The organism is Billgrantia ethanolica (genome assembly GCF_021404305.1).
GTDB classification, from domain to species: Bacteria; Pseudomonadota; Gammaproteobacteria; order Pseudomonadales; family Halomonadaceae; genus Halomonas; species Halomonas ethanolica.
This window is the reverse complement of record NZ_JABFTX010000003.1, coordinates 64,364-86,970: the sequence shown is the minus strand read 5'-3', so window position 1 is coordinate 86,970 and position 22,607 is coordinate 64,364. Positions and strand designations below refer to the sequence as shown.

Genomic DNA, 22,607 nt, shown 5'->3' with positions numbered 1-22,607 from the left:
GCCAACATGCTGCTGCACCACTACCGTTTCGTTCCCGATGAGACGCTGTTCGATGCTGCCACCTTCCGCAGCGAGCTCGCCGGCACCCGCTCGCCGATAGCGCCGTTCAAGGCGGCGCTGCGCGACATTCAGCAGCGCCTGGACGAGCGCTTTCACGCCGGGGCCGATATTCGCGACCTGGTGCACGGTCGCGCCTGGTGCCTCGACCAGCTGCTAGGCGTGGCGTGGTCGCTGCAGGAGTGGCCCGACGACGGCGTGGCGCTGCTCGCCGTGGGCGGCTACGGACGCGGCGAACTCCACCCCCGCTCCGACATCGACCTGATGCTGTTACTAGCGGACGATGACGACTCGCCCTATCGCGAGCCGCTCACCGCCTTCATCACTCTGCTGTGGGACATCGGCCTGGAGATCGGCCACAGCGTGCGCTCTCTCTCCGACTGCGAACGCGAGGCCGGCGCCGACATCACCATCATCACCAACCTGATGGAGTCGCGCACCCTGGCCGGCCCCGAGTCGCTGCGCGAGGCAATGAAGGCGCGCATCGCCCCCGAGCGCATGTGGCCCGCCGACCGCTTCTTCGAAGCCAAGTGGCAGGAGCAGATCACCCGTCATCACCGCTTCAACAACTCCGAATACCACCTCGAGCCCAACATCAAGAGTTCGCCGGGTGGCCTGCGCGACATCCAGATGATCGGCTGGGTGGCCAAGCGCCACTTCGGCAGCCAGCGCTACGGCGACCTGGTGGCGAACGGCTTCATGAACGACGCCGAGCTGCACATCCTGAGCCAAGGTCGGGCCTTCCTGTGGCAGGTGCGCTATGCCCTGCACATGCTCACCGGGCGCGCCGAGGATCGCCTGCTGTTCGACCACCAGCGCACCATCGCCGAGCTGTTCGGCTTTCGCGACACCCCCGAGCGCCTGGCCGTCGAGCAGTTCATGAAGCGCTACTACCGCCACGTCACGGCGCTAGCGGGGCTCAACGACATGCTGCTGCAGCACTTCGACGAGGCCATTCTGCGCGGCGGCGAAAAGCTCGAGATCACCGACCTCAACGAGCGCTTCGTGATCGAAGGCAGCTACATCAAGGCGCGTCATCGCTCGGTCTTCCGCGAGCACCCCTACGCGCTGCTGGAGCTGTTCCTGCTGATGGCGGAGCATCCCGAGATCGAGGGCGTCCGCGCCGACACCATCCGCTTGATTCGCGACAACCGTCATCTCATTGACGACCTCTACCGCGACGACGCCCAGCACCAGCACCTGTTCATGTCGCTGCTGTGCTCGAGCGGCAACGTGGCGCGTCAGCTTAGGCGCATGAACCGCTACGGCGTACTCGGCAAGTACCTGCCGGAATTCGGCCAGGCGGTAGGGCTGATGCAGCACGACCTGTTCCACATCTATACGGTGGATGCCCATACCCTGCGCCTGCTCAAGTTCATTCACCAGTTCCGCAAGCCCGAGGCCCGCGAGGAGTTCCCGGTGGTCGCGGAACTAGTGCACCAGCTGCCCAAGCTGGAGCTGCTGTGGATCGCCGGGCTCTATCATGACATCGGCAAGGGCCGCGGCGGCGACCACTCGATTCTCGGCGCTCAAGACGTAGAGCGCTTCGCCGAGCGTCACGGCCTGTCGAGCCGCGACACGCGGCTGGTCAGCTGGCTGGTGGAGAATCATCTGGTGATGTCGATGGTGGCCCAGAAGCGCGACATCACCGACCCCGACGTGATCCGCGAATTCGCCGCCCACGTGGGCGACGAGACCCGCCTGGACTATCTCTACGTGCTGACGGTGGCCGACATCAACGCCACCAATCCGACGCTGTGGAACGGCTGGCGAGCCTCGCTGCTGCGCCAGCTCCACGCCGAGACCAAGCGCGCCCTGCGCCGCGGTCTGGACAATCCCCTCGACCGAGAAGAGTGGGTCGCCGAGACGCGCAATGAGGCGCGCTCGCTGCTGGCGGCCGTGGGCGCCGACCTGGAACGGGTCGAGCGCCTGTGGGAACTGCTCGGCGAGGAGTACTTCCTGCAATACGCCCCCAGCGAGATCGTGTGGCAGACCATGGGCATTCTCGCCCATGGCGGCTCCGAGCTGCCGCTGATCCTGATCAGCGCCCCCACAGACGACATGTCCGACGGCGGTACCAAGGTGTTCATCCACACCCGCTCGGTGGACGACCTGTTCGCCGCCACTGCCGCCGCCATGGAGCAGCTCGGGCTGTCGATCCACGATGCCCGCATCGCCACCTCGAGCAACGACTGGACGCTCAACACCTTCATCGTGCTCGACGATCTGGGGCGAGCCATTCGAGACCCGGGACGCATCGAGGAGATCCGCGCGCACCTGGTCGAGGAGCTCGACGACCCTGACGATTACCCGCAGATCGTCACTCGCCATACGCCGCGCCAGCTGCGCCACTTCAAGGTGCCCACCGAGGTGCTGATCGAACAGGACCCGGCCAACGAGCGCACCCTGCTGGAGCTGACCGCCCCGGACCGCCCCGGCCTGCTGGCCCGGGTCGGGCGCATCTTCATGGAGCAGGACATCTCGCTTTCGGCGGCCAAGATCGCCACCCTGGGCGAGCGGGTGGAGGACGTCTTCTTCATCACCGACAAGTCGGGCGCACCGCTGACCGACCCCGAGCGCCAGCAGCGCCTGCGCGAGCGGCTGGTCGAAGTGCTGGACGTGGCGGGCTGAGGCCCGCCGCGCTCGGCACCAGGCGAACGCGGTCGTTTCGAGGCGAACGCGATTGGTTCGAGCCGAACGCGATTGGTTCGAGCCGAACGCGATTGGTTTGAGGCAAGTCAGGGGCTTCCCTATAATCGTCGGTCTGCCCGCAGCCACGACAACGACGCCGCCTACCGGCGCCTGGACACCGATGAACCCCGATCTCGACGCCCTCAAGCCCTATCCCTTCGAGAAGCTCGCCACGCTCAAGGCCGGTGTGACGCCGCCCGCGCAGCTCACGCACATCCCGCTGACCATCGGCGAACCGCAGCATGCGCCCTTCGCCGGGGCGCTGGCGACGCTGCATGCGCACCAGCTCGATTTCGCCCGCTATCCGGCCACCGCCGGCATCCCCGAGCTGCGCGGCGCCATCGCCGCCTGGGCCCGCCGTCGTTTTCGTCTCGACGGGCTCGACCCCGAGCGTCAGGTGCTGCCGGTCAACGGCACCCGCGAGGCGATCTTCGCCTTCGTCCAGGCCGCGCTGGACCGCAGCCTCCCGGCACGGGTGGCGGTGCCCAACCCCTTCTATCAGATCTACGAGGGCGCGACCCTGCTCGCCGGCGGCCAGCCGCTCTACCTAGACTGCCGGGCCGAGAGCGGCTTTCGCCCCGACTTCGACGCTGTGCCGGCCGAAGTGTGGCGCGAGGTGCAGATTCTGTTCCTCTGCTCGCCGGGCAACCCCACCGGCGCAGTGACGCCGCTGGCCGAGTTCGAGAAGCTGATCGCCCTGGCCGACGAGTTCGACTTCATCATCGCCTCCGACGAGTGCTACTCCGAGCTCTACCTCGACGAGGACTCACCGCCACCGGGGCTGCTGGAGGCCTGCGCAGCGATGGGCCGCCACGACTACCGTCGCTGCCTGGTGTTCCATTCGCTCTCCAAGCGCTCCAACCTGCCCGGGCTGCGCTCGGGCTTCGTTGCCGGCGACGCCGAACTGATCGCCCCGTTCAAGCGCTACCGCACCTACCACGGCTGCGCCATGTCGCTGCCGCTGCAGCACGCCTCGATCACCGCCTGGAACGATGAGGCCCACGTGCGTGACAACCGCGATGCCTACCGCGCGAAGTTCGCCGCAGTAACCGAAATTCTCGCCCCAGTGCTTGAATTTCCCGCACCCGAAGCCAGTTTCTACCTATGGCCGGCGGTACCGGGCGGTGATGACGAAGCCTTCACCCGCGACCTGTTCGCCGCCGAGCACGTCAGCGTACTACCCGGCAGCTATATGGGTCGCGAGGATAGTCGGGGCCTGAACCCCGGCGCCGGGCGCATCCGCCTGGCGCTGGTGGCCGAACTCGAGCCCACCGTCGAGGCCGCTGGCCGGATTCGCCGTTTCATCGAAAGGAGGGCATGATGGCAACCCTGTTCGTGATCAAGAGCTGCGACACCTGCCGCAAGGCACGCAAGGCGCTGGACGAGAAGGGCCTGCCCTATCAGGTCCACGACCTGCGCGAGGACGGCCTCTCCGCCGCCCTGCTCGAACACATTCTCGCGCGCGTGCCGGTGATGGAGGCGCTCAACCGGCGCAGTACCACCTGGCGCAATCTCCCCGAAGAGGACAAGCAGGATCTCGACGCCAACAAGGCCCGCACCTTGATCATGGCCAACCCCACCTTGCTCAAGCGCCCGCTGCTCGATACCGGCGACGAGATTCGCGTCGGCTATCGCGACGGCGACTACGACGATCTCAAAGGCTGACCCCCTTACCATAAAGACTTACCATCAAGAAACGAGGACACCCCATGTTGAGTTTTGCCTTCGGAATCGGCACCCAGAACACCCAGGGCGACTGGCTGGAGATCTATTATCCGGCCCCGCTGTTCAAACCGGATGCCAGCCTGGTGGATGCCGTCGGCAAGGTGCTCGACATCCCCAACGGCAACGGCGCCGTCAGCTTCCTGCCGGAGCACTGCGGCGACATCGCCGAGGCGCTCAAGGCCGCAGGCCACGTGGCACAGGCCGAACTGGCCGAGGCACTGGCGGACAGCCAGCGCCCGCTGGTCGCCACCTTCATCGACAGTGACGTGCCGCCGCAGAGCGTTCCCGAGGTGTACCTCAAGCTGCACCTGCTGTCGCACCGCCTGGCCAAGCCCCACGGGCTCGATCTCACCGGCATGTTCGGCCTGCTGCGTAACGTGGCCTGGACCAGCGAAGGCCCGATCGACATCGACGAGCTGCCCGCCCGGCGCCTCAAGGCGCGCCTCGAAGGCCGCGCGCTCTCGGTGGACTGCGTCGACAAGTTCCCCAAGATGACCGACTACGTGGTGCCCAGCGGCGTGCGCATCGCCGATACCGCCCGGGTACGCCTGGGCGCCTATCTCGGCGAAGGCACCACCGTGATGCACGAGGGCTTCGTCAACTTCAATGCCGGCACCGAAGGCCCCGGCATGATCGAAGGGCGCATCTCCGCCGGCGTGCTGGTGGGCAAGGGCTCCGACCTGGGCGGCGGCTGCTCCACCATGGGCACCCTCTCCGGTGGCGGCAACATCGTGATCAAGGTCGGCGAAGGCTGTCTAATCGGTGCCAACGCCGGTATCGGCATCCCCCTGGGCGACCGCTGCACCGTGGAAGCCGGCCTCTACATCACCGCCGGGGCCAAGGTCACCCTGCTCGACGACCAGGGCCAGGAGGTCAAGACCGTGGCGGCCCGCGAGCTGGCCGGCCAGAGCGACCTGCTGCTGCGCCGCAACTCGCAGAACGGCCGCATCGAGTGCCTGACCAACAAGAGCGCCATCGCGCTCAACGAGGCCCTGCATGCCAACAACTGAGCCACAGGGGCTCTCCCCGACCCTGCAGCTCGCCATGGAGCTGATCCGCCGGCCCTCGGTCACTCCCGACGACCTGGGCTGCCAGGCGCTGATGATCGAGCGCCTGGAGCGGCTCGGCTTTCACATCGAGCGCCTGCCCTTCGGCGACGTGGAAAATTTCTGGGCCACCCACGGCCACCACGGCCCCGTGCTGGCCTTCGCCGGTCATACCGACGTGGTACCGAGCGGGCCGCACACTTATTGGGAGTACCCGCCCTTCGAGCCCTGCATCGATGACGATGGCATGCTGCGGGGCCGCGGCTCCGCCGACATGAAAGGCAGCCTGGCGGCCATGATCACCGCGGTGGAGCGCTTCGTCAGCGCCCACCCCGACCACCATGGGCGCATTGCCTTCTTGATCACTTCCGACGAGGAAGGCCCGGCGGTGGACGGTACCCGGGCCGTGGTGGAGCACCTGCGCGAGCGCCACGAGCGGCTCGACTACTGCGTCGTCGGCGAGCCTTCCTCCACTGACGTGCTGGGCGACGTGATCAAGAACGGCCGCCGCGGCTCGCTGGGCGGCGTGCTGCACATCAAGGGCATCCAGGGCCACGTGGCCTATCCGCACCTGGCGCGCAATCCCATCCACCAGGCGATGCCTGCGCTCGACGCCCTGGTGCGCGAACACTGGGACTCGGGCAACGACTTCTTCCCCGCTACCAGCTTTCAGATCTCCAACATTCGCGCCGGCACCGGGGCCACCAACGTGATCCCCGGCGACGTGGAGGTGGTGTTCAACTTCCGTTTCTCCACCGAGGTGACCCACGAGCAGCTACGCGAGCGCACCCAGGCCATTCTCGACGCCCACGGCCTCGAGTATCAGCTCGACTGGACCCTCAACGGCGAGCCGTTCCTGACCGCCGAAGGCGAACTGGTGGATGCCGCCCTGCACGGCGTCGAGGCCGTACTCGGCCGGCGCCCCAAGCTCTCCACCAGCGGCGGCACCTCGGACGGACGCTTCATTGCCACCCTGGGCAGCCAGGTAGTGGAGTTGGGGCCACGCAACGCCACCATCCACCAGACCAACGAGCGCGTGCGTGCCGCCGATCTGGACGACCTGAGCCAGATCTACGAAGCGATTCTGGGCAAGCTCTTCGTCAACGGCTCCGCCCAGCCCTGAATACGCCAAGGAAAGAGTTCACCATGCCCGACTCGCACGACAGCCAGCTGCACTATCCGGACATCGAGGTCTACCTGCGCCAGGCGCCGCTCGAGGCCATCGACGCCTGGTTGGGCGAAACGCTGGACGCTGCCCCGCTGCGTGCGGCCGGGCGCAACAAGTGGCAGACCCGTGGCCATTTCGACGGGCAGGTCGTGCCGGTACTGCTGGTGGAGAAAGCCGCCGACGGCTTTGCCAGCCTGTGGTTCGACAGCGACCGTACGCCCTGGCCGCGCGACTGCGACTGCGCCCGCGACGCCGCCGCCCGGCTCGGCTGCGAAGTGCGCTGCTCGCTGGGCGGCTGGCAGCCCGGCGACGACCCCGACCGCTTCTGGCAGGTGCTCCCGGACGGCAACGAAGGCGCCATCGACTGGCCCGACTCCGGCCAGTGACCCGAAACGACATCGCCCCGCGAAAGCGGGGCGATGTTCTTGAGCCTGACCAGCTGGCGAGCGATGGCCAGGCTAGGCGGGATTGCAGCGAGAGAGCGGAGTTTACTTTAGTAAATGAGCATCTCGCGCTGCAATTCCAACAACGCCTGGTCGAGCGCAGGCGCTTCGTTCAAGTAATGACGGTGACGTCGTCGGCCTGCAGCCCCCGATCGTTTTCTATCACGTGGTAACGCACCTTCTGGCCCTCGGCCAGGGTACGGTGACCACGACCGCGAATGGCGCGAAAATGGACGAACACGTCTTCACCCGTCTCGCGCTTGATGAAGCCATAACCCTTGTTGACGTTGAACCACTTCACTTCGCCGATTTCGCGGTCGTCGTTCTCCACCTCGGCCAGTACCGCAAGCCGGGGGCTGAAGGCGTGAAGGGTGAGAGTGGCGATCAGCAGCAGCACGAAGGCGGCGGCAGCCACGGCAAGATAGCCCGGCGCCACGCCGCCGCCCTCCAGAATGAGGAACAGCTGAGCGGCCAGCTCGCCGACGAACAGCGAGAGAAAAAGGACGATCAGCAGCGGTGCCGGCAGTGCCAATAATAGGCTGATCAACGTACAGCGAAAGATAACCTTGCGATTCATGGATCCGTATTGCTCACTTGTTATGTGGAATGTTGAAACGAGATATCTATGACGACACGACCCGAGGCCTCGTCGACCGATGAAGGTGTCACGATGAACAGCGACACGCAGCGCGACGATTCTAGCATGAGCCCCGAGAATGCGCTCGCTGCACGCCTGGAGGCGCTGGAAAGCCGTATCGCCTACCAGGAGCACTGGCTCGACACGCTGGATCAGGCTGTCGCCGGCCAGGAACGGCGCCTGGCCCAGTTGGAGCGCATCAATGCGCTGATCCAGGAGAAGCTGCGCGACCAGCAGCAGGCGCTGCAGGAAGCGGAGATGGCGGCACCGTCACCGCAGGATGAGGTGCCGCCGCACTATTGACCGGTTCTGTACCAAGGACTGGCGAGGTTGGCTCACGCCTTTACCGGCGCTCGCCTCTACCTAGCGTCACCGCTCAGCCGAGATCGTCCAGGTAGCGCTCCGCATCCAGCGCCGCCATGCAGCCGGTGCCGGCGGAGGTCACCGCCTGGCGGTAGACGTGATCCATCACGTCGCCGGCGGCGAACACGCCGGGAATGCTGGTGGCGGTGGCATTGCCCTCGAGGCCGGACTTCACCTTGATGTAGCCGTCATGCATCTCCAGCTGACCCTCGAAGATGCCGGTATTGGGGCTGTGGCCGATGGCGATGAACACGCCGGGCGCCTCGATCTCCTTCACGCTGTCGTCGAGGGTGGAACGGATACGCACGCCGGTCACGCCGCTGGCGTCGCCCAGTACCTCTTCCAGCACGTGGTTCCACTCGAGCACCACGTTGCCGCTCGCGGCCTTCTCGCGCAGCTTGTCCTGCAGGATCTTCTCGGCACGCAGGCTGTCGCGGCGGTGCACCAGGGTCACCTTCGACGCGATGTTGGAGAGGTACAGCGCCTCTTCCACGGCGGTATTGCCGCCGCCCACCACCACGACCTCCTTGTTGCGATAGAAGAAACCGTCGCAGGTGGCGCAGGCCGACACCCCCTGGCCCATGAACTGCTGCTCCGAGGGCAGCCCCAGGTAGCGTGCGCTGGCGCCGGTGGCGATGATCAGGGCGTCGCAAGTGTAGCTGCCGCTGTCGCCCTTCAGGGTGAAGGGCCGGTTGCGCAGGTCGACTTCATGGATATGGTCGAACAGCACTTCGGTATCGAAGCGTTCGGCGTGGCGCTTCATGCGCTCCATGAGCTCGGGCCCCTGCACCCCGGCATCGTCGCCGGGCCAGTTGTCCACGTCGGTGGTGGTGGTCAGCTGACCGCCGGCCTGAATACCGGTGATCAGCACCGGCTTGAGATTGGCCCGTGCCGCATAGACGGCGGCGGTATAGCCGGCCGGGCCGGAACCCAGGATGATCAGGCGTTCGTGACGCGCTTCGCTCATGAAGAGATCCTCGCTGTTCGAAAACGCAAAGAGGGGGAGTTGACTCGCTCCGGTCGCGGTCATTGCCTGTTGCCGGAGAGACGATTGCCGCCATTGTACCAGCCCATGGCTCGCGGTGGTGCCTCCTAACTCGGTCCGCTGATGCACGGGCCTGGCTACAACACCTCGTCATCGCGGCCCAGCATCAGGCTCTCCAGTTCCCCATCCATGGGCGAGACGTCAATCCGCACCTGGATCGGCGCGCAGCAGAACGGGCAGTCTTCCCAGGTCTGGTGGCTGCCCTGTGAGAGGTCCAGCGGCAGGTCGAAGGGCATGCTGCAGTAGGGGCAATGAACGGAATGGCTGTCGAGGCGCTCTTCATGCATGACGAAACTCCTGGCGCCAGCCCCTCCCCCGGCGGAGCCTCGGCGCGCTGCAACGGATTTTCCTTCAGCATAGAAACCTTGGGCAGCGCTTGAAAGGGGGACCTATCATGACCATGTGATAAAGACGAGAGTACGAAAAGGATCGTTCACCACCGTGACAGGAGGCCTCCATGAGCCGTGACGAGATGCCGGATACGCTGCAGACCCTGGTCGCAGACGGCACCACTTATCACTACTACTCGCTGCCCAAGGTGGCCGAGGAGATGGGTAACATCGACCGGCTGCCCAAGACGCTGAAGATCCTGCTGGAGAACCAGCTGCGCTTCGCCGACGACCCGAGCGTGGCGCGCGAGGACATCCAGGCATTGATCGACTGGCAGCAGGGCGGACGCTCGAATCGCGAGATCGGCTATCGCCCGGCGCGGGTGCTGATGCAGGACTTCACCGGCGTTCCCGGCGTGGTGGACCTGGCCTCGATGCGCGCCGCGGTGGAAAAGCTCGGTGAGGATCCGTCACGCATCAACCCGCTGTCGCCGGTGGATCTGGTCATCGACCACTCGGTGATGGTGGACAAGTTCGGCAACCCCACCGCCTTCAAGGACAACGTCGCCATCGAGATGGAGCGCAACCGCGAGCGCTATGAGTTCCTGCGCTGGGGTCAGGACGCCTTCGACAACTTCAGCGTGGTGCCGCCGGGCACCGGTATCTGTCACCAGGTCAACCTGGAGTACCTGGGCCGCACGGTGTGGACCAAGGAGGAGAACGGCAAGACCTTCGCCTACCCCGACACCCTGGTAGGCACCGACTCCCACACCACCATGATCAACGGCCTCGGCGTGCTCGGCTGGGGGGTCGGCGGCATCGAGGCCGAAGCCGCCATGCTCGGCCAGCCGGTGTCGATGCTGATTCCCGAAGTGGTCGGCTTCAAGCTCACCGGCAAGCTCAAGGAAGGCATCACCGCCACCGACCTGGTGCTGACGGTGACCCAGATGCTGCGTAGCCGCGGCGTGGTAGGCAAGTTCGTCGAATTCTACGGCGACGGCCTGGCCGACCTGCCGCTGGCCGACCGCGCCACCATCGCCAACATGGCGCCGGAATACGGCGCCACCTGCGGCTTCTTCCCGGTCGACGACGAGACCCTGGCCTACCTGCGCCTGACCGGCCGAGACGACAGCCTGATCGCTCTGGTGAAGGAGTATTGCCAGGCCCAGGGGCTGTGGCGAGAGCCCGGTGACGAGCCAATCTTCAGCGACACCCTGCACCTCGACCTGAGCGACGTCGAGGCCAGCCTGGCCGGCCCCAAGCGGCCTCAGGATCGGGTGGCGCTCAAGGACATGAAAGCCACCTTCGAGAAGCTGATGCAGGGGGAAGAGAACGGCAAGGCACCGCCCAGCGAAGAGAAAGGCCGCCTGTTCTCCGAAGGCGGGCAGACCGCCGTCGGCGTGCAGGAGAGCTACGAGCATCACGACAGCCAGAACGTCGAGCTGGACGGCGAGCAGTTCAAGCTCAACCCTGGTGCCGTGGTCATTGCCGCCATCACCTCCTGCACCAACACCTCCAACCCCAGCGTGATGCTGGCCGCCGGCCTGCTGGCGCGTAATGCCCGCGCCAAAGGGCTCACCACCAAGCCGTGGGTCAAGACCTCGCTGGCGCCGGGCTCCAAGGTGGTCACCGAATACCTGGCCGCCGGTGACGTGCAGGACGATCTGGATGCGCTGGGCTTCAACCTGGTGGGCTACGGCTGCACCACCTGCATCGGCAACTCCGGCCCGCTGCCGCCGCCCATCGAGAAGGCAGTCGAGGATGGCGACCTCACCGTGGCCTCGGTGCTCTCCGGCAACCGCAACTTCGAAGGGCGCATCCACCCGCTGGTGAAGACCAACTGGCTCGCCTCGCCGCCGCTGGTGGTGGCCTACGCCCTGGCCGGCAACGTGCGCCTGGATCTGACCCAGGATCCGCTGGGCGAGGACCAGGACGGCAACCCGGTCTACCTGCAGGACATCTGGCCCTCCCAGGCCGACATCGCCAGCGCGGTGGAGAAGGTCAAGACCGAGATGTTCCGCAAGGAGTACGCCGAGGTGTTCGAGGGCGACGAGACCTGGAAGGCACTGCAGGTGCCCCAGAGCCAGGTCTACGAGTGGTCGCCCTCTTCCACCTACATCCAGCACCCGCCCTTCTTCGATGGCATGGGCCGTACCCCGGAGCCGATCGAGGACGTCAAAGACGCCCATATCCTCGCCATGCTGGGCGACTCGGTGACCACCGACCACATCTCGCCGGCCGGCTCGATCAAGCCCGACAGCCCTGCCGGTCGCTATCTGCAGGAGCGCGGTATCAAGCCGGTGGACTTCAACTCCTACGGCTCGCGGCGCGGCAATCACGAAGTGATGATGCGCGGCACCTTCGCCAACGTGCGTATCCGCAACGAGATGCTCGACGGCGTGGTGGGCGGCGAGACCCGCCACGTGCCCACCGGCGAGCAGATGGCGATCTACGACGCCGCAATGAAGTATCAGGAGAAGGGCACGCCGCTGGTGGTGGTGGCCGGCAAGGAGTACGGCACCGGCTCGTCGCGGGACTGGGCGGCCAAGGGCACACGGCTGCTCGGCGTGCGCGCGGTGCTGGCCGAGTCCTACGAGCGTATCCACCGCTCCAACCTGATCGGCATGGGCGTGGTACCGCTGCAGTTCCCCGAGGGCGAGAGCCGCAAGACGCTCGGCCTGACCGGCGACGAGACGATCTCCATCGAGGGGCTGGCCGACCTCACCCCGGGTGGCCAGGTCACGGTCACGGTGAAGAGCGCCAAGGGCGAGAAGAAGATCGAAGCCCTGTGCCGCATCGACACCGCCAACGAACTGGAGTACTACCGCCACGGCGGCATTCTCCACTACGTGCTGCGGCGGATGATCGGCGCGGCGTAGGCCTCTACCAACCTGCCCTCACGCAAAGGCCCTGCCGGATATCCGGCAGGGCCTTTGCCATTGCAGGGGCTAGTGCTTCTGGTTCAGAACGAGCGCCGCCGATAGCTGCGATACTCCGGCGTCCAGCTGCTGCGCTCGATGGCCTGACGCAGCTTGATGCCGTCGGTGCGCAGCGCCATCCCCTCCTGCTGGGCCTGAGCGGCGACTTCGAAGGCAATGGCCTTGGACAGCTCGCGGATGTGGGACAGCGGCGGCAGCAATGCTCCCTTGCCCTCCTTCACCAGCGGCGCCTCGCGGGCCAGCGCGCGGGACGCGGTCATCAGCATGGTATCGGTGATGCGCTTGGCACCGCTGGCCACCACGCCGAGGCCGATGCCGGGGAAGATGTAGGCGTTGTTGCACTGGGCAATGGGATAGATCTTGCCCTCGTACTCCACCGGCGGGAAGGGACTGCCGGTGGCCACCAGGGCCTGGCCGTTGGTCCACGCGATCACGTCGGCCGGCACGGCTTCGACGCGGGAGGTGGGGTTGGAGAGCGGCATGATCACCGGGCGCTCGCAGCCGGCATGCATGGCGCGAATCACCTCCTCGGAGAACAGCCCCGGCTGGCCCGAGACACCGATCAGCACGGTGGGCTTGATATGGCGCACCACCTCGAGCAGCGACTGGTCCTGCCACCCCTCGACCAGCGCCGGGTCGTGGGCCAGGCGGCGCTGGAAGTCACGCAGCCACTCCTGATCGCTGGTGACGAGCCCCTCGCGGTCGACCATGAAAACCCGCCGCCGTGCCTCCTTCTCGCTGAGCCCTTCGGCCTGCATGGCGATGACGACCTGCTCGGCGATGCCGCAGCCGGCGGAGCCGGCGCCGACGAACACCACGCGCTGGTCGGCGATGGTCTCGTCGCGGGCCTGGCAGGCTGCCATCAGGGTGCCCACGGCCACCGCCGCAGTGCCCTGCACGTCGTCGTTGAAGCAGCACAGCTGGTCGCGATAGCGCTCCAGCAGCGGTACCGCGTTGGCCTGGGCAAAGTCCTCGAACTGCAGCAGCACGTTGGGCCAGCGCCGTTTCACCGCAGCAATGAACTCCTCGAGGAAGGCGTCGTACTCCTCCTGGGAGATACGCGGGTGGCGCCAACCCATGTACATGGGGTCATCGAGCAATGCCTGATTGTTGGTGCCCACGTCGAGCATGATCGGCAGCGTGTAGGCTGGGCTGATGCCGCCACAGGCGGTATACAGCGCCAGCTTGCCGATGGGGATACCCATGCCGCCGATGCCCTGATCGCCGAGACCGAGGATGCGCTCCCCATCGGTGACCACGATCACCTTGACCTTGTCCTTGGTGGCGCTGCGCAGGATGTCGTCCATCCGCTCGCGGTCGGGGTAGCTGATGAACAGGCCGCGGTGACTGCGGTAGATATTGGAGAACTCCTCGCAGGCCTGCCCCACCGTAGGGGTATAGATGATCGGCAGCATCTCCTCGAGATGCTCCATGACCATGTGGTAGTAGAGCGTCTCGTTGTCGTCCTGGATCGCCCTCAGGTGGATGTGCCGTTCCAGATCGCCATGGCACTGCTGGTACTGGCGGTAGGCCCGCTCGGCCTGTTCCTCGATGGTCTCCACGTTCTGCGGCAGCAGGCCGACCAGGTTGAATTCGAGCCGCTCCTCGCGGGTGAAGGCGCTGCCCTTGTTGAGCAGCGGCATCTCGAGCAGCGAAGGACCAGCGTAGGGAATGTAAAGTGGACGTTTGCTTTCAGGCATCTCTTGTCTCGATACGGTGACTGGAACCGGGCCGTAGGGAAACGCTCGACAGGCGGGCTTCCCGAGCGCTCTGGCGGCGCTTTGGCGTAACTCTACCACGCCTCCCGCACCATGGCGCCCCGCCTCAGCCGCTCTTGGCCCGGGATCCTTCGCTGGGGCGCTCGAAGAACAGCGGGCGCAGTCGTATGCCGACCGCATTGCCGGCGAAACCCGCCACCAGCCACACCCAACCGTGCAGGCTGCCGGAAGCGATGCCGCTGAAGTAGGCGCCGATGTTGCAGCCGAAGGCGAGCCGCGCGCCATAGCCCAGCATCAGCCCGCCGATCACCGCCGCCATCACCGAGCCGAGCGGAATGCGCAGGGTCGGCGCGAAGCGCCCGGCCAGCGTCGCGGCCATCATGGCACCGAGGATGATACCCACGTTCATCACCGTGGTGATGTCGCTCCACACGCTGGCGCGCAGCGCGGCGGCATTGTCGGGGCTCTGCCAGTAGCCCCACTGGCTCACGTCGCCGCCGATGAACTCGTAGACCTTGGCCCCCCACAGGGCAAAAGCGGAGGTGATGCCCCAAGGGCGCCCGGCAAGCGCCAGGGTGGCGAAGTTGAGCAGCGCCAGCGCCACGGCACCCAGCAGCAAGGGCCAGGGCCCGGTGAGCCAACGCCCCTGGCTGAAGTTGGCCCGCGGCGCCTCCTCCAGACCGCCGTGACGGCGCTTCTCCAGCAATATGGTGAATGCGGCAACGGCAGCGAACAGAGTCAGGCTCACGGCGATACCGCCGCCGGCGCCGAAGGTGTGCACCAGCGATACCGGCTGGAAGGCCGGCAAGCCCATCCACCAGGTGAAGTGAGCGCTGCCGATCACCGAGCCGACGATGAAGAAGATCAGGGTGATGACCATGCGGGCGTTACCGCCGCCGGCGGTGAACAGCGTGCCCGAGGCACAGCCACCGCCGAGCTGCATGCCGATGCCGAACAGGAAGGCGCCCACCACCACCGAGATGCCTATCGGCGAGACGAAGCCGGTCACACTCTGGCCCCACAGGGTGTCCGCCCCCAGCGCAGGAAAGAACAGCAGCACGGCGATGGCCAGCATCACCATCTGGGCACGCAGCCCGCGCCCGCGTCGCTCGCTGATGAAGACCCGCCAGGCGGCGGTGAAACCGAAGGCGGCGTGATAGAGCGACACGCCGAGCAGTGCCCCGACGATCAGCAGCAGCCCCAGGCGCGTGCCGTAGGCCAGACCGATCAGCACAGCGCCTGCCAGCAGCAGTGCCCCCAGCGTCAGGGAGATCTGCCGGGGCCGTTTCGCTTCCAGTGCAGTGGCCATGAAACTCCTCCTTTCGATTCACCCCTGCAGCTTGGCAAGTTCGGCCGCACTCCGCCAGCGTGGACACAACGCAACGGGGCGCCCGCAGGCGCCCCGTTCACTCCCTTCAAAGATCAGCTTCCAAGGTCAGCTTCCAAGGTCAGCTTCGAAGGTCAGTTTCGCAGGCTAGACGAAACGTCCCAGGCCGACGGCCTGGCGCAGCTTGTCCATGAACGGCGCGGCCTCGGCGCGGGCCCGCTCGGCGCCCTTCTGCAGCACGCTCTCGATGTGGCCGGGGTCCTCCATCAGTGCCTGGTAGCGCTCCCGCGGTTCGCGCAGCTGAGTGTCGAGCTGCTCGAACAGGCGGTTCTTGACCTCGCCCCAGCCGATGCCGTTGGCGTACTCGGCACGCATAGCTTCGCGCTCCTCGCGGCTGGCGAAGGCGGAGTAGATCTGGAACAGAGTGCAGCCTTCCGGGTCCTTGGGCTCGCCGGGCTCAAGCGAGTTGGTCTTGATCTTGCGCACCAGCTTGAGCAGCTTCTTCTCGGAGACGAACAGCGGGATGGTGTTGTTGTAGCTCTTGGACATCTTGCGTCCGTCGAGACCGTTGAGCACCGCCACCTCGTCGTCGACCACCGCCTCGGGCAGGGTGAAGTACTCGCCCTTGAACAGGTGGTTGTAGCGCCCGCCGATATCCCGGGCCATCTCGATGTGCTGGATCTGGTCACGTCCCACCGGCACCTTGTGGGCGTTGAACATGAGGATGTCGGCGGCCATCAGCACCGGATAGCCGAACAGGCCCATGGTGATGCCCTTGTCGGGGTCCTGGTTGCCGGCGGCCTCGTTCTCGGCCACCGCCGCCTTGTAGGCGTGGGCGCGATTCATCAGGCCCTTGGCGCACACGCAGGAGAGCATCCAGGTCAGCTCGGGGATCTCGGGAATGTCCGACTGGCGGTAGAAGATGGCGTTGTCGGTATCGAGCCCCAACGCCAGCCAGGTGGCGGCGATCTCCAGGCGCGACTCCTGCACCCGCTGCGGGTCCTGGCACTTGATCAGTGCATGCAGGTCGGCGAGAAAGTAGTAGGACTGCACGCTCGGGTCCTGGCTCGCGGCGATGGCGGGCTTGATGGCGCCGACATAGTTGCCGAGATGCGGGGTACCGGTGGTGGTGATACCGGTGAGAACGCGTGTCTTCTGGGAAGCTGCACTCATGGAAAGCGGACTCTGCTTGTCGGAAATGCCCGCTATGGTAACGCGAGGGGGCGGTCAAGGCGACCGCCCCGGCGCCGCTCACCGAAGCGATTCGCTCGCGCAGACATTTGTTACACCAAACGCGCCGGATCGACGCTTTCCAGGTCGAACGCCTCGGCTACGGCGCGGTAGGTGATCTGTCCGTCGTGGACGTTGAGCCCGGGCAGGAAGTGGGCATCGTCGGCCAGCGCCCGCTTCCAGCCCTTGTCGGCCAGGGCGATGGCGAACGGCAGGGTGGCGTTGGTCAGCGCCTGGGTCGAGGTACGCGCCACCGCACCGGGCATGTTGGCCACGCAGTAGTGGACGATACCGTCGACCACGTAGGTCGGTTCGGCATGGGTGGTGGGCTTGCTGGTCTCGAAGCAGCCGCCCTGGTCGATGGCGACGTCCACCAGCACGCTGCCGGGCTTCATGTCGGCGAGCATGGCGCGAGTGATCAGCTTGGGCGCGGCGGCGCCGGGAATCAGCACGGCACCCACGATCAGGTCGCTCTCGCGCACCGCCTCGTCGATGGCATCGGCGGTGGAGAAGATGGTCTTCATGCGGCCTTGATAGCGGTCGTCGAGCACTTCGAGGCGCGCAATCGACTTGTCCAGCACGCTGACCTCGGCACCCAGACCCAATGCCATGCGCGCGGCGTTCTCGCCCACCACACCGCCGCCGATCACGGTCACCCTGCCCGGCGCCACGCCGGGCACGCCGGGCAGCAGCACGCCGGAGCCGCCCTGGGCCTTCTCCAGGCTGTGCGCGCCGGCCTGAATGGCCATGCGACCGGCCACGGTGCTCATGGGTGCCAGCAGCGGCAGGCCGCCCTGACGGTCGGTCACGGTTTCGTAGGCAATACAGGTGGCCCCGCTCTCCATCAGGCCGCGGGTCAGCTTCTCCTCGGCTGCCAGATGCAGGTAGGTGAACAGGGTCTGGCCGCGGGAGAGCCGCGCCACCTCTTCCGGCTGGGGCTCCTTGACCTTGAGGATCAGCTCGGCCTCGCCCCACAGGGTATCGACGTCGGCCTCGAGCCGGGCGCCTGCCGCTTCATAGTCGGTATCGGCGAATCCCGCTCCCTCCCCGGCCCCCACCTGAACGGCCACCGAATGGCCACGCGTCGCCAGCTCCCGCGCTCCGGTGGGAGTCAGGGCGACGCGATACTCATGGTTCTTGATTTCCTTCGGCACGGCGATCTTCATGGGGAACCTCCAACGGCGCTGTCTTGTTAGGGATCGTCCTTGTCAGGGGATCGTCATGCCCATTACAGCACAGTCAGTCCATACACGAAGTACCAACGGTAAAGAACGGCAAAAATCCATTCTCAAGGCCAGAGCAGCAGAAAATCGTTATTTTTAAGAGCGTGATGACAAAAAATCACGCCTCACTCGGCCACCAGCGCTCCACCGTAGATCGCCACGTACTCCTCGGGCAGGCGGCGTGGCCGACCGCTGGAGAGTTCGATACAGGCGAAGCGGGTGCGAGCGCGCAGCAGAGTGCGACCGTCGGCGGGTCGAACGAGCTGGAAGCGGCGGGTCAGGGTCAGGCGGCCGTCGCAGCCGACGATCCAGGTGGCAAGCGCCAGGCGCTCTCCCTCGAAGGCAGGCACCAGGTAGTCGAGTTCGTGGCGGTGCACGGCCATGGCCCGGTCCAGCTCACGATAGCGCGCCAGATCGAGGCCGAGATGCTCCGAATGCGCCCAGCTCACCTGCTCGACCCAGCGCAGGTAGGCGGCATTATTGGCGTGACCGTACTCGTCGATGGCCGAGGCCTGCACCTCGAGTTCGATCACGAACGGATCGGGAAGGTCCCACTCCTGTGTCATGGTGCACTCCCTTGCGGGTTCAGGGTTTGGACGTGCCGCAGCGCCAGCAGGTATCGAATACGCCCTCAAGCGCTTCGCCGCAGTTGGGGCAGCGCCACGCCGGTGCATCGGCAGCACCGGACATGGCCACCTGGATCAACGCCTCGGCGCGCTCGCGGTTGTGCGCCGCCACCCACACCTCGGGTTCGCACTCGCCCAGCGGCAGCTCGCCCGCACCGCCGCCCAGCACCATGTTGCGCAGTTCCACGGGGATGCCCGCCGCGTCCAGCACGTTGCGCACGTGACTGACCAGCAGCGCATTGGAGTGGGCGAAGACGCGTACGTAGCCGCCCATTTCAATCCCGGAAGACGCGGACGCCCAAAGCCTTCAGGTAAGCGGTTTCCGGGATCGCCGGATGCACCGGGTGGTCCGCCGCCTGATGGCCCTGATAGACGATCTGACCGTGACGGTCCTGGTGGCGCACCGCACCGCGCACCACGTCCACCAGCCGCTCGGGGGCCAGGTGCATGGAGCAGGAGGCCGAGAGCAGCAAACCGTCGCGGCCCAGCAGGCGCATCGCCTCGCGGTTGAGCCTGGCGTAGGCGCGTTCGCCGTTGGGGATGTCCTTGCGCTTCTTGATGAAGGCCGGCGGGTCGAGGATCACCACGTCGAACTGTTCACCGTCGGCCTTGAGTGAGCTCAGCGCCTCGAAGGCATCGGCTTCGCCCACCGCCACCTGCTCGTGCAGGCCGTTGAGGGCCGCGTTCTCGGCCACCCGCTCCAGGGCCTGGGCGCTGGCGTCCACGCACAGCACCTCGCGAGCGCCGTGAGCCGCCGCCTGCACGCCCCAGCCGCCGATGTAACTGAACAGGTCCAGCACCCGCTTGCCGGCCACCAGGCCGTTGAGCCAGGCACGGTTGGCGCGGTGATCGTAGAACCAGCCGGTCTTCTGGCCGTCGAGTACCGGGGCGTGGAAGCGTACGCCGTTCTCCTCCATCAGCACCGGGCCGTCGAGTTCGCCCTTGGCCAGGGTGACCTGACGCTCGAGCTGCTCCTGGCGCCGCCCGGAGGAGTCGTTCTTGAACACGATGACCCGCGGCGACACCACCTTGTCCAGTGCGGCGACGACCTCCTCGGCGAGGCGTTCCATGCCCAGGGTATTGAGCTGCACCACCAGCACGTCGTCGAAGCGATCCACCACCAGCCCCGGCAGCAGGTCGCCCTCGCCGTGCACCAGCCGGTAGAACGGCTTGGCATAGAGGCGTTGACGCAGCGACAACGCCTGGTTGAAGCGATGCACCAGCAGCGAACGGTCGAGGCGCATGTTGGGGTCGCGCGAGACCACCCGGGCGCAGATCAGCGAGTTGGGATTGACGTAGGCCACGCCCATGGCCTTGCCGTTCGCCGCTTCGACCACCACCTGGGCGCCCGGCTCGAGGCCCTTGAGCGGCGTGGCCTCGATGTCGACCTCGTTGGAGTAGAGCCACAGGTGACCGGCCTTGAGGCGGCGGTCGGCGTTCTTCTTGAGGCGCAGGGTCTGGGTCATGGTCGGTCTCGTGGAATGGGGATCATTTTTGGCAGAGAGGGCAGAACACACTGGCGCGCTGGCCCAGCGTCACCAGTCGCAGCTCGCCGTGGCAACGCCGGCAGCCCTGGCCATGACGGCCGTAGACGTTGAGACGCTGCTTGAAGTAGCCCGGCTCGCCGGTGCCGCTGACGAAGTCGCGCAACGTCGTCCCGCCCTGGGTGATCGCGGCGGCCAGCACCTCGCGAATGGCAGCCGCCAGACGCTCGTAGCGCTCGCGGGAGATACGCCCCGCCGCCCGGCGCGGATCGATGCCGGCCAGGAACAGCGCTTCGCTGGCGTAGATGTTGCCCACGCCCACCACCACGGCATTGTCCATCAGGAATGGCTTGACTGCCATGCGCCGGCCGCGGGAGAGGTGGTAGAGGCGTTCGCCGTCGAAGGCATCCGACAGCGGCTCGGGCCCCAGGTTCGCCAGCCGCGGGTCGCGTTCGGCGCTGCCAGCCAGCCAGTCGACGAAGCCGAAACGGCGCGGGTCGTGATAGCGCAGGATGGCGCCGTCGTCGAACACCAGATCGACGTGGTCGTGCTTCTTCGGCAGCTCACCCAGCCGGGCGATGCGCAGGCTGCCCGACATGCCCAGATGCCAGATCAGGCTGCCGGCGCGCACCCTCTCCTCCCCGCCTTCGATCGGCAGCAGCAGATACTTGGCGCGACGCGACAGGGTGCCGATGCGCGATCCCACCAGGCGCTCGATGAAATCCTCGGGCACCGGTACGCGCAGGCGCGGCTGGCGCACGATTACCTCGACGATCTCGCGCCCTTCCACGTGGGGGGCGATACCGCGCCGGGTGGTCTCGACTTCGGGAAGCTCGGGCATGATGCAAAATCCCGGGAATAGATACGCCTGAACCCGGTAAAAACCGGGTTCAGGAGGACAGGTCTTGCTACCTGCGGCTGGAAGCCGTCAAGTCGCCAGGGCGCCCGTCTTGGCGACGGACGCCGGATCGGCTTACTTGATCTTGGCTTCCTTGTACATCACGTGCTTGCGGACGACCGGGTCGAATTTCTTGAATTCGAGCTTGTCCGGAGTGTTCCGCTTGTTCTTGTCGGTGGTGTAGAAGTGACCGGTACCGGCACTGGACACCAGCTTGATCTTGTCACGCATGACTGCTTACTCCCTGATCTGGTCGCTTAGACGGCTTCGCCGCGCTTGCGGATGTCGCTGAGCACCGCGTCGATGCCCTTCTTGTCGATGATGCGCATACCCTTGGAGGAGACCCGCAGCTTGACGAAGCGGTTCTCGGACTCCACCCAGAAACGGTGGGTGTGCAGGTTCGGCAAGAAACGACGACGGGTCTTGCGCTGGGAGTGTGAAACGTTATTACCAGTCACCGGGCGCTTGCCGGTAACCTGACATACTTTGGACATGGGAGCCTCCAACCGCTTGGCCAGGTGGTCAAACCTGAGTGTTCAAAACCTGTCGGGCAAACCGGGAACGACCCCGTTGTCATTTGACCCAAGGGAATTCAAAGGCTGCACTTTATAGCAGAGTGCGCCCCTACAGGCAAGTAGCCGCGTATTCTACACTCCCTTACCCCCTCTCCCGCAAGCTTTCCTCTCTTATGGGCTTTGCCGGCGGCAAAGGTCGGCGAGAAGGCGCTGTGAATCCATCCCTGGACGCGACATTTGCCATCCATGGCAAATGACCTCCTCGCCGACCTGCCACCGGCGCCCCTCAGCGTCATCGAGAGTGGTATCGGCATTGCGAAGCAAGGTTCAACGCCGCATGGCCGAGGGCAGCCGGTTCCCCATCTAGATCCACCCTCGTTCTGCAAATGAGACAACCTCCCCGTCACCCACGACGAAGTGATCCAGCACGCGGATCTCGAACAGCGAGAGCGCCTCACGCAGCCGCTCGGTGATGCGCCGGTCGGCATCGCTGGGTTCAGCCACGCCGGAGGGGTGGTTGTGGGCGAAGATGATCGCACCGGCGCCCAGCTCCAGCGCCCGGCGCGCTACCTCACGCGGGTAGACCGAGGCGCTGTCCAGGGTGCCACGGAACAGCGACTCGAAGCGGATCACGCGGTGCTGGGTATCGAGAAACAGCGCGGCGAACTCCTCGTGGCCAAGATGGCGCAACTGGGTGGCCAGGTAGGCGCGCACCAAGGTGGGGGAGGTCAGCGCATTACCGCGGGCCAGCTGAGCGGCAAGGTGGCGCTTGGAGAGTTCGAGAGTGGCCTGTAGCTGCACGAACTTGGCCGACCCCAGGCCGCGTTCGGCGCAGAAGCGCGTCTGGTCGGCTTCGAGCAGCTGACGCAGGCCGCCGAAGGCCGTGAGCAGGTCGCGGGCGAGGTCCACTGCCGAACGCCCCGCCACCCCCACACGCAGGAAGATCGCCAGCAGTTCGGCATCGGAGAGCGCCTCGGCCCCCAGCGCCAGCAGTTTTTCCCGCGGGCGCTCGCCCTCGGGCCAGTCGCGAATCGACATTCCCTGTCTCCTTGCTACGCTTCCTTTGAACGGTAGGCCGCCATTGTAACCGACCTTCACCGCAGGCGGCGGCTGCGCAACTTCAACGGCAGTGGTAAGGTAGGC

Annotated in this window: 22 protein-coding genes; 8 read left to right on the top strand and 14 right to left on the bottom strand. The window is 66.1% G+C overall.

All coding sequences use genetic code 11. The annotated features are described in order from the left end of the window. The first annotated feature begins 6 nt into the window (after positions 1 to 6). The 6 genes from HOP53_RS13410 to HOP53_RS13385 all read left to right on the top strand — a co-directional run bounded on the left by HOP53_RS13410 (position 7) and on the right by HOP53_RS13385 (position 7,073). A complete protein-coding gene (locus tag HOP53_RS13410) occupies positions 7 to 2,688 on the top strand; it encodes a [protein-PII] uridylyltransferase (RefSeq protein WP_234270506.1) in 2,682 nt (893 codons plus the stop codon). A 181-nt stretch (positions 2,689 to 2,869) separates the two neighbouring features. Beyond that, positions 2,870 to 4,069 carry a succinyldiaminopimelate transaminase gene (gene dapC, locus HOP53_RS13405; RefSeq protein WP_234270505.1) on the top strand — a complete coding sequence of 400 codons (1,200 nt, stop codon included), beginning with the start codon at positions 2,870 to 2,872 and terminating at the stop codon, positions 4,067 to 4,069. After that, positions 4,069 to 4,413: a Spx/MgsR family RNA polymerase-binding regulatory protein gene (locus tag HOP53_RS13400; protein ID WP_086509349.1), complete on the top strand. Its 345-nt coding sequence runs from the start codon at positions 4,069 to 4,071 to the stop codon at positions 4,411 to 4,413. The genes dapC and HOP53_RS13400 overlap by 1 nt, the downstream gene beginning before the upstream one ends. Before the next feature lie 44 nt (positions 4,414 to 4,457). After that, a complete protein-coding gene (gene dapD / locus HOP53_RS13395; RefSeq protein ID WP_234270504.1) occupies positions 4,458 to 5,483 on the top strand; it encodes a 2,3,4,5-tetrahydropyridine-2,6-dicarboxylate N-succinyltransferase in 1,026 nt (341 codons plus the stop codon). Continuing rightward, positions 5,470 to 6,642: a succinyl-diaminopimelate desuccinylase gene (gene dapE, locus HOP53_RS13390; RefSeq protein ID WP_234270503.1), complete on the top strand. Its 1,173-nt coding sequence runs from the start codon at positions 5,470 to 5,472 to the stop codon at positions 6,640 to 6,642. Before dapD ends, dapE begins: the two co-directional genes overlap by 14 nt. A 23-nt stretch (positions 6,643 to 6,665) precedes the next feature. Continuing rightward, positions 6,666 to 7,073, top strand: a complete 408-nt coding sequence (locus HOP53_RS13385) for a hypothetical protein (protein ID WP_234270502.1) — start codon at positions 6,666 to 6,668, stop codon at positions 7,071 to 7,073. 169 nt (positions 7,074 to 7,242) lie between these two features. On the opposite strand, the gene HOP53_RS21625 is transcribed toward HOP53_RS13385, so the two are convergent. Next, positions 7,243 to 7,707, bottom strand: coding sequence for a cold-shock protein (locus HOP53_RS21625; RefSeq protein WP_276574622.1), 465 nt, complete (start codon positions 7,705 to 7,707; stop codon positions 7,243 to 7,245). 48 nt (positions 7,708 to 7,755) lie between these two features. Here HOP53_RS21625 and HOP53_RS13375 point away from each other — a divergent pair, with 48 nt between their 5' ends. Next, positions 7,756 to 8,070, top strand: coding sequence for a SlyX family protein (locus tag HOP53_RS13375; protein ID WP_422677612.1), 315 nt, complete (start codon positions 7,756 to 7,758; stop codon positions 8,068 to 8,070). Between the two features lie 73 nt (positions 8,071 to 8,143). Here HOP53_RS13375 and trxB read toward each other — a convergent pair whose 3' ends face one another. Both trxB and HOP53_RS13365 read right to left on the bottom strand, forming a co-directional pair. After that, entirely contained in the window at positions 8,144 to 9,097 is a 954-nt protein-coding gene (trxB, locus tag HOP53_RS13370) for a thioredoxin-disulfide reductase (RefSeq protein ID WP_234270501.1), read from the bottom strand. 155 nt (positions 9,098 to 9,252) lie between these two features. Beyond that, the gene (locus tag HOP53_RS13365; RefSeq protein WP_234270500.1) at positions 9,253 to 9,462 is read right to left on the bottom strand and encodes a zinc ribbon domain-containing protein; all 210 of its coding nucleotides are present in this window, start codon (positions 9,460 to 9,462) and stop codon (positions 9,253 to 9,255) included. A gap of 170 nt (positions 9,463 to 9,632) precedes the next feature. Here HOP53_RS13365 and acnA point away from each other — a divergent pair, with 170 nt between their 5' ends. Further along, on the top strand, positions 9,633 to 12,383 hold the full coding sequence (gene acnA / locus HOP53_RS13360; protein WP_234270499.1) for an aconitate hydratase AcnA: 2,751 nt from the start codon (positions 9,633 to 9,635) through the stop codon (positions 12,381 to 12,383). An 83-nt stretch (positions 12,384 to 12,466) separates the two neighbouring features. On the opposite strand, the gene HOP53_RS13355 is transcribed toward acnA, so the two are convergent. The 11 genes from HOP53_RS13355 to radC form a co-directional block, all read right to left on the bottom strand. Beyond that, a complete protein-coding gene (locus tag HOP53_RS13355) occupies positions 12,467 to 14,143 on the bottom strand; it encodes an NAD-dependent malic enzyme (RefSeq protein WP_234270498.1) in 1,677 nt (558 codons plus the stop codon). A gap of 124 nt (positions 14,144 to 14,267) precedes the next feature. Further along, positions 14,268 to 15,470 (bottom strand): YeeE/YedE family protein, encoded by a 1,203-nt coding sequence (locus HOP53_RS13350; protein ID WP_234270497.1) that lies wholly within the window; start codon positions 15,468 to 15,470, stop codon positions 14,268 to 14,270. 165 nt (positions 15,471 to 15,635) lie between these two features. Continuing rightward, positions 15,636 to 16,661 carry a tryptophan--tRNA ligase gene (locus HOP53_RS13345; RefSeq protein WP_234270496.1) on the bottom strand — a complete coding sequence of 342 codons (1,026 nt, stop codon included), beginning with the start codon at positions 16,659 to 16,661 and terminating at the stop codon, positions 15,636 to 15,638. Positions 16,662 to 16,771: 110 nt separating this feature from the next. After that, positions 16,772 to 17,884 carry an alanine dehydrogenase gene (gene ald / locus HOP53_RS13340; RefSeq protein WP_234270495.1) on the bottom strand — a complete coding sequence of 371 codons (1,113 nt, stop codon included), beginning with the start codon at positions 17,882 to 17,884 and terminating at the stop codon, positions 16,772 to 16,774. Between the two features lie 182 nt (positions 17,885 to 18,066). Then, complete coding sequence (locus HOP53_RS13335) at positions 18,067 to 18,507, bottom strand: acyl-CoA thioesterase (protein ID WP_234270494.1); 441 nt, start codon at positions 18,505 to 18,507, stop codon at positions 18,067 to 18,069. Positions 18,508 to 18,526: 19 nt separating this feature from the next. After that, positions 18,527 to 18,841 (bottom strand): putative signal transducing protein, encoded by a 315-nt coding sequence (locus tag HOP53_RS13330; RefSeq protein ID WP_234270493.1) that lies wholly within the window; start codon positions 18,839 to 18,841, stop codon positions 18,527 to 18,529. A 1-nt stretch (position 18,842) separates the two neighbouring features. Beyond that, complete coding sequence (locus tag HOP53_RS13325; RefSeq protein WP_086509016.1) at positions 18,843 to 20,033, bottom strand: class I SAM-dependent rRNA methyltransferase; 1,191 nt, start codon at positions 20,031 to 20,033, stop codon at positions 18,843 to 18,845. A gap of 22 nt (positions 20,034 to 20,055) precedes the next feature. After that, positions 20,056 to 20,892 (bottom strand): bifunctional DNA-formamidopyrimidine glycosylase/DNA-(apurinic or apyrimidinic site) lyase, encoded by an 837-nt coding sequence (mutM, locus tag HOP53_RS13320; RefSeq protein WP_234270492.1) that lies wholly within the window; start codon positions 20,890 to 20,892, stop codon positions 20,056 to 20,058. Positions 20,893 to 21,024: 132 nt separating this feature from the next. After that, positions 21,025 to 21,180, bottom strand: a complete 156-nt coding sequence (gene rpmG, locus HOP53_RS13315; RefSeq protein WP_086509014.1) for a 50S ribosomal protein L33 — start codon at positions 21,178 to 21,180, stop codon at positions 21,025 to 21,027. Between the two features lie 26 nt (positions 21,181 to 21,206). Then, entirely contained in the window at positions 21,207 to 21,443 is a 237-nt protein-coding gene (gene rpmB, locus HOP53_RS13310) for a 50S ribosomal protein L28 (RefSeq protein WP_010630182.1), read from the bottom strand. Positions 21,444 to 21,827: 384 nt separating this feature from the next. Beyond that, positions 21,828 to 22,502, bottom strand: coding sequence for a RadC family protein (gene radC / locus HOP53_RS13305; RefSeq protein WP_234270491.1), 675 nt, complete (start codon positions 22,500 to 22,502; stop codon positions 21,828 to 21,830). Between the last annotated feature and the right edge of the window lie 105 nt (positions 22,503 to 22,607).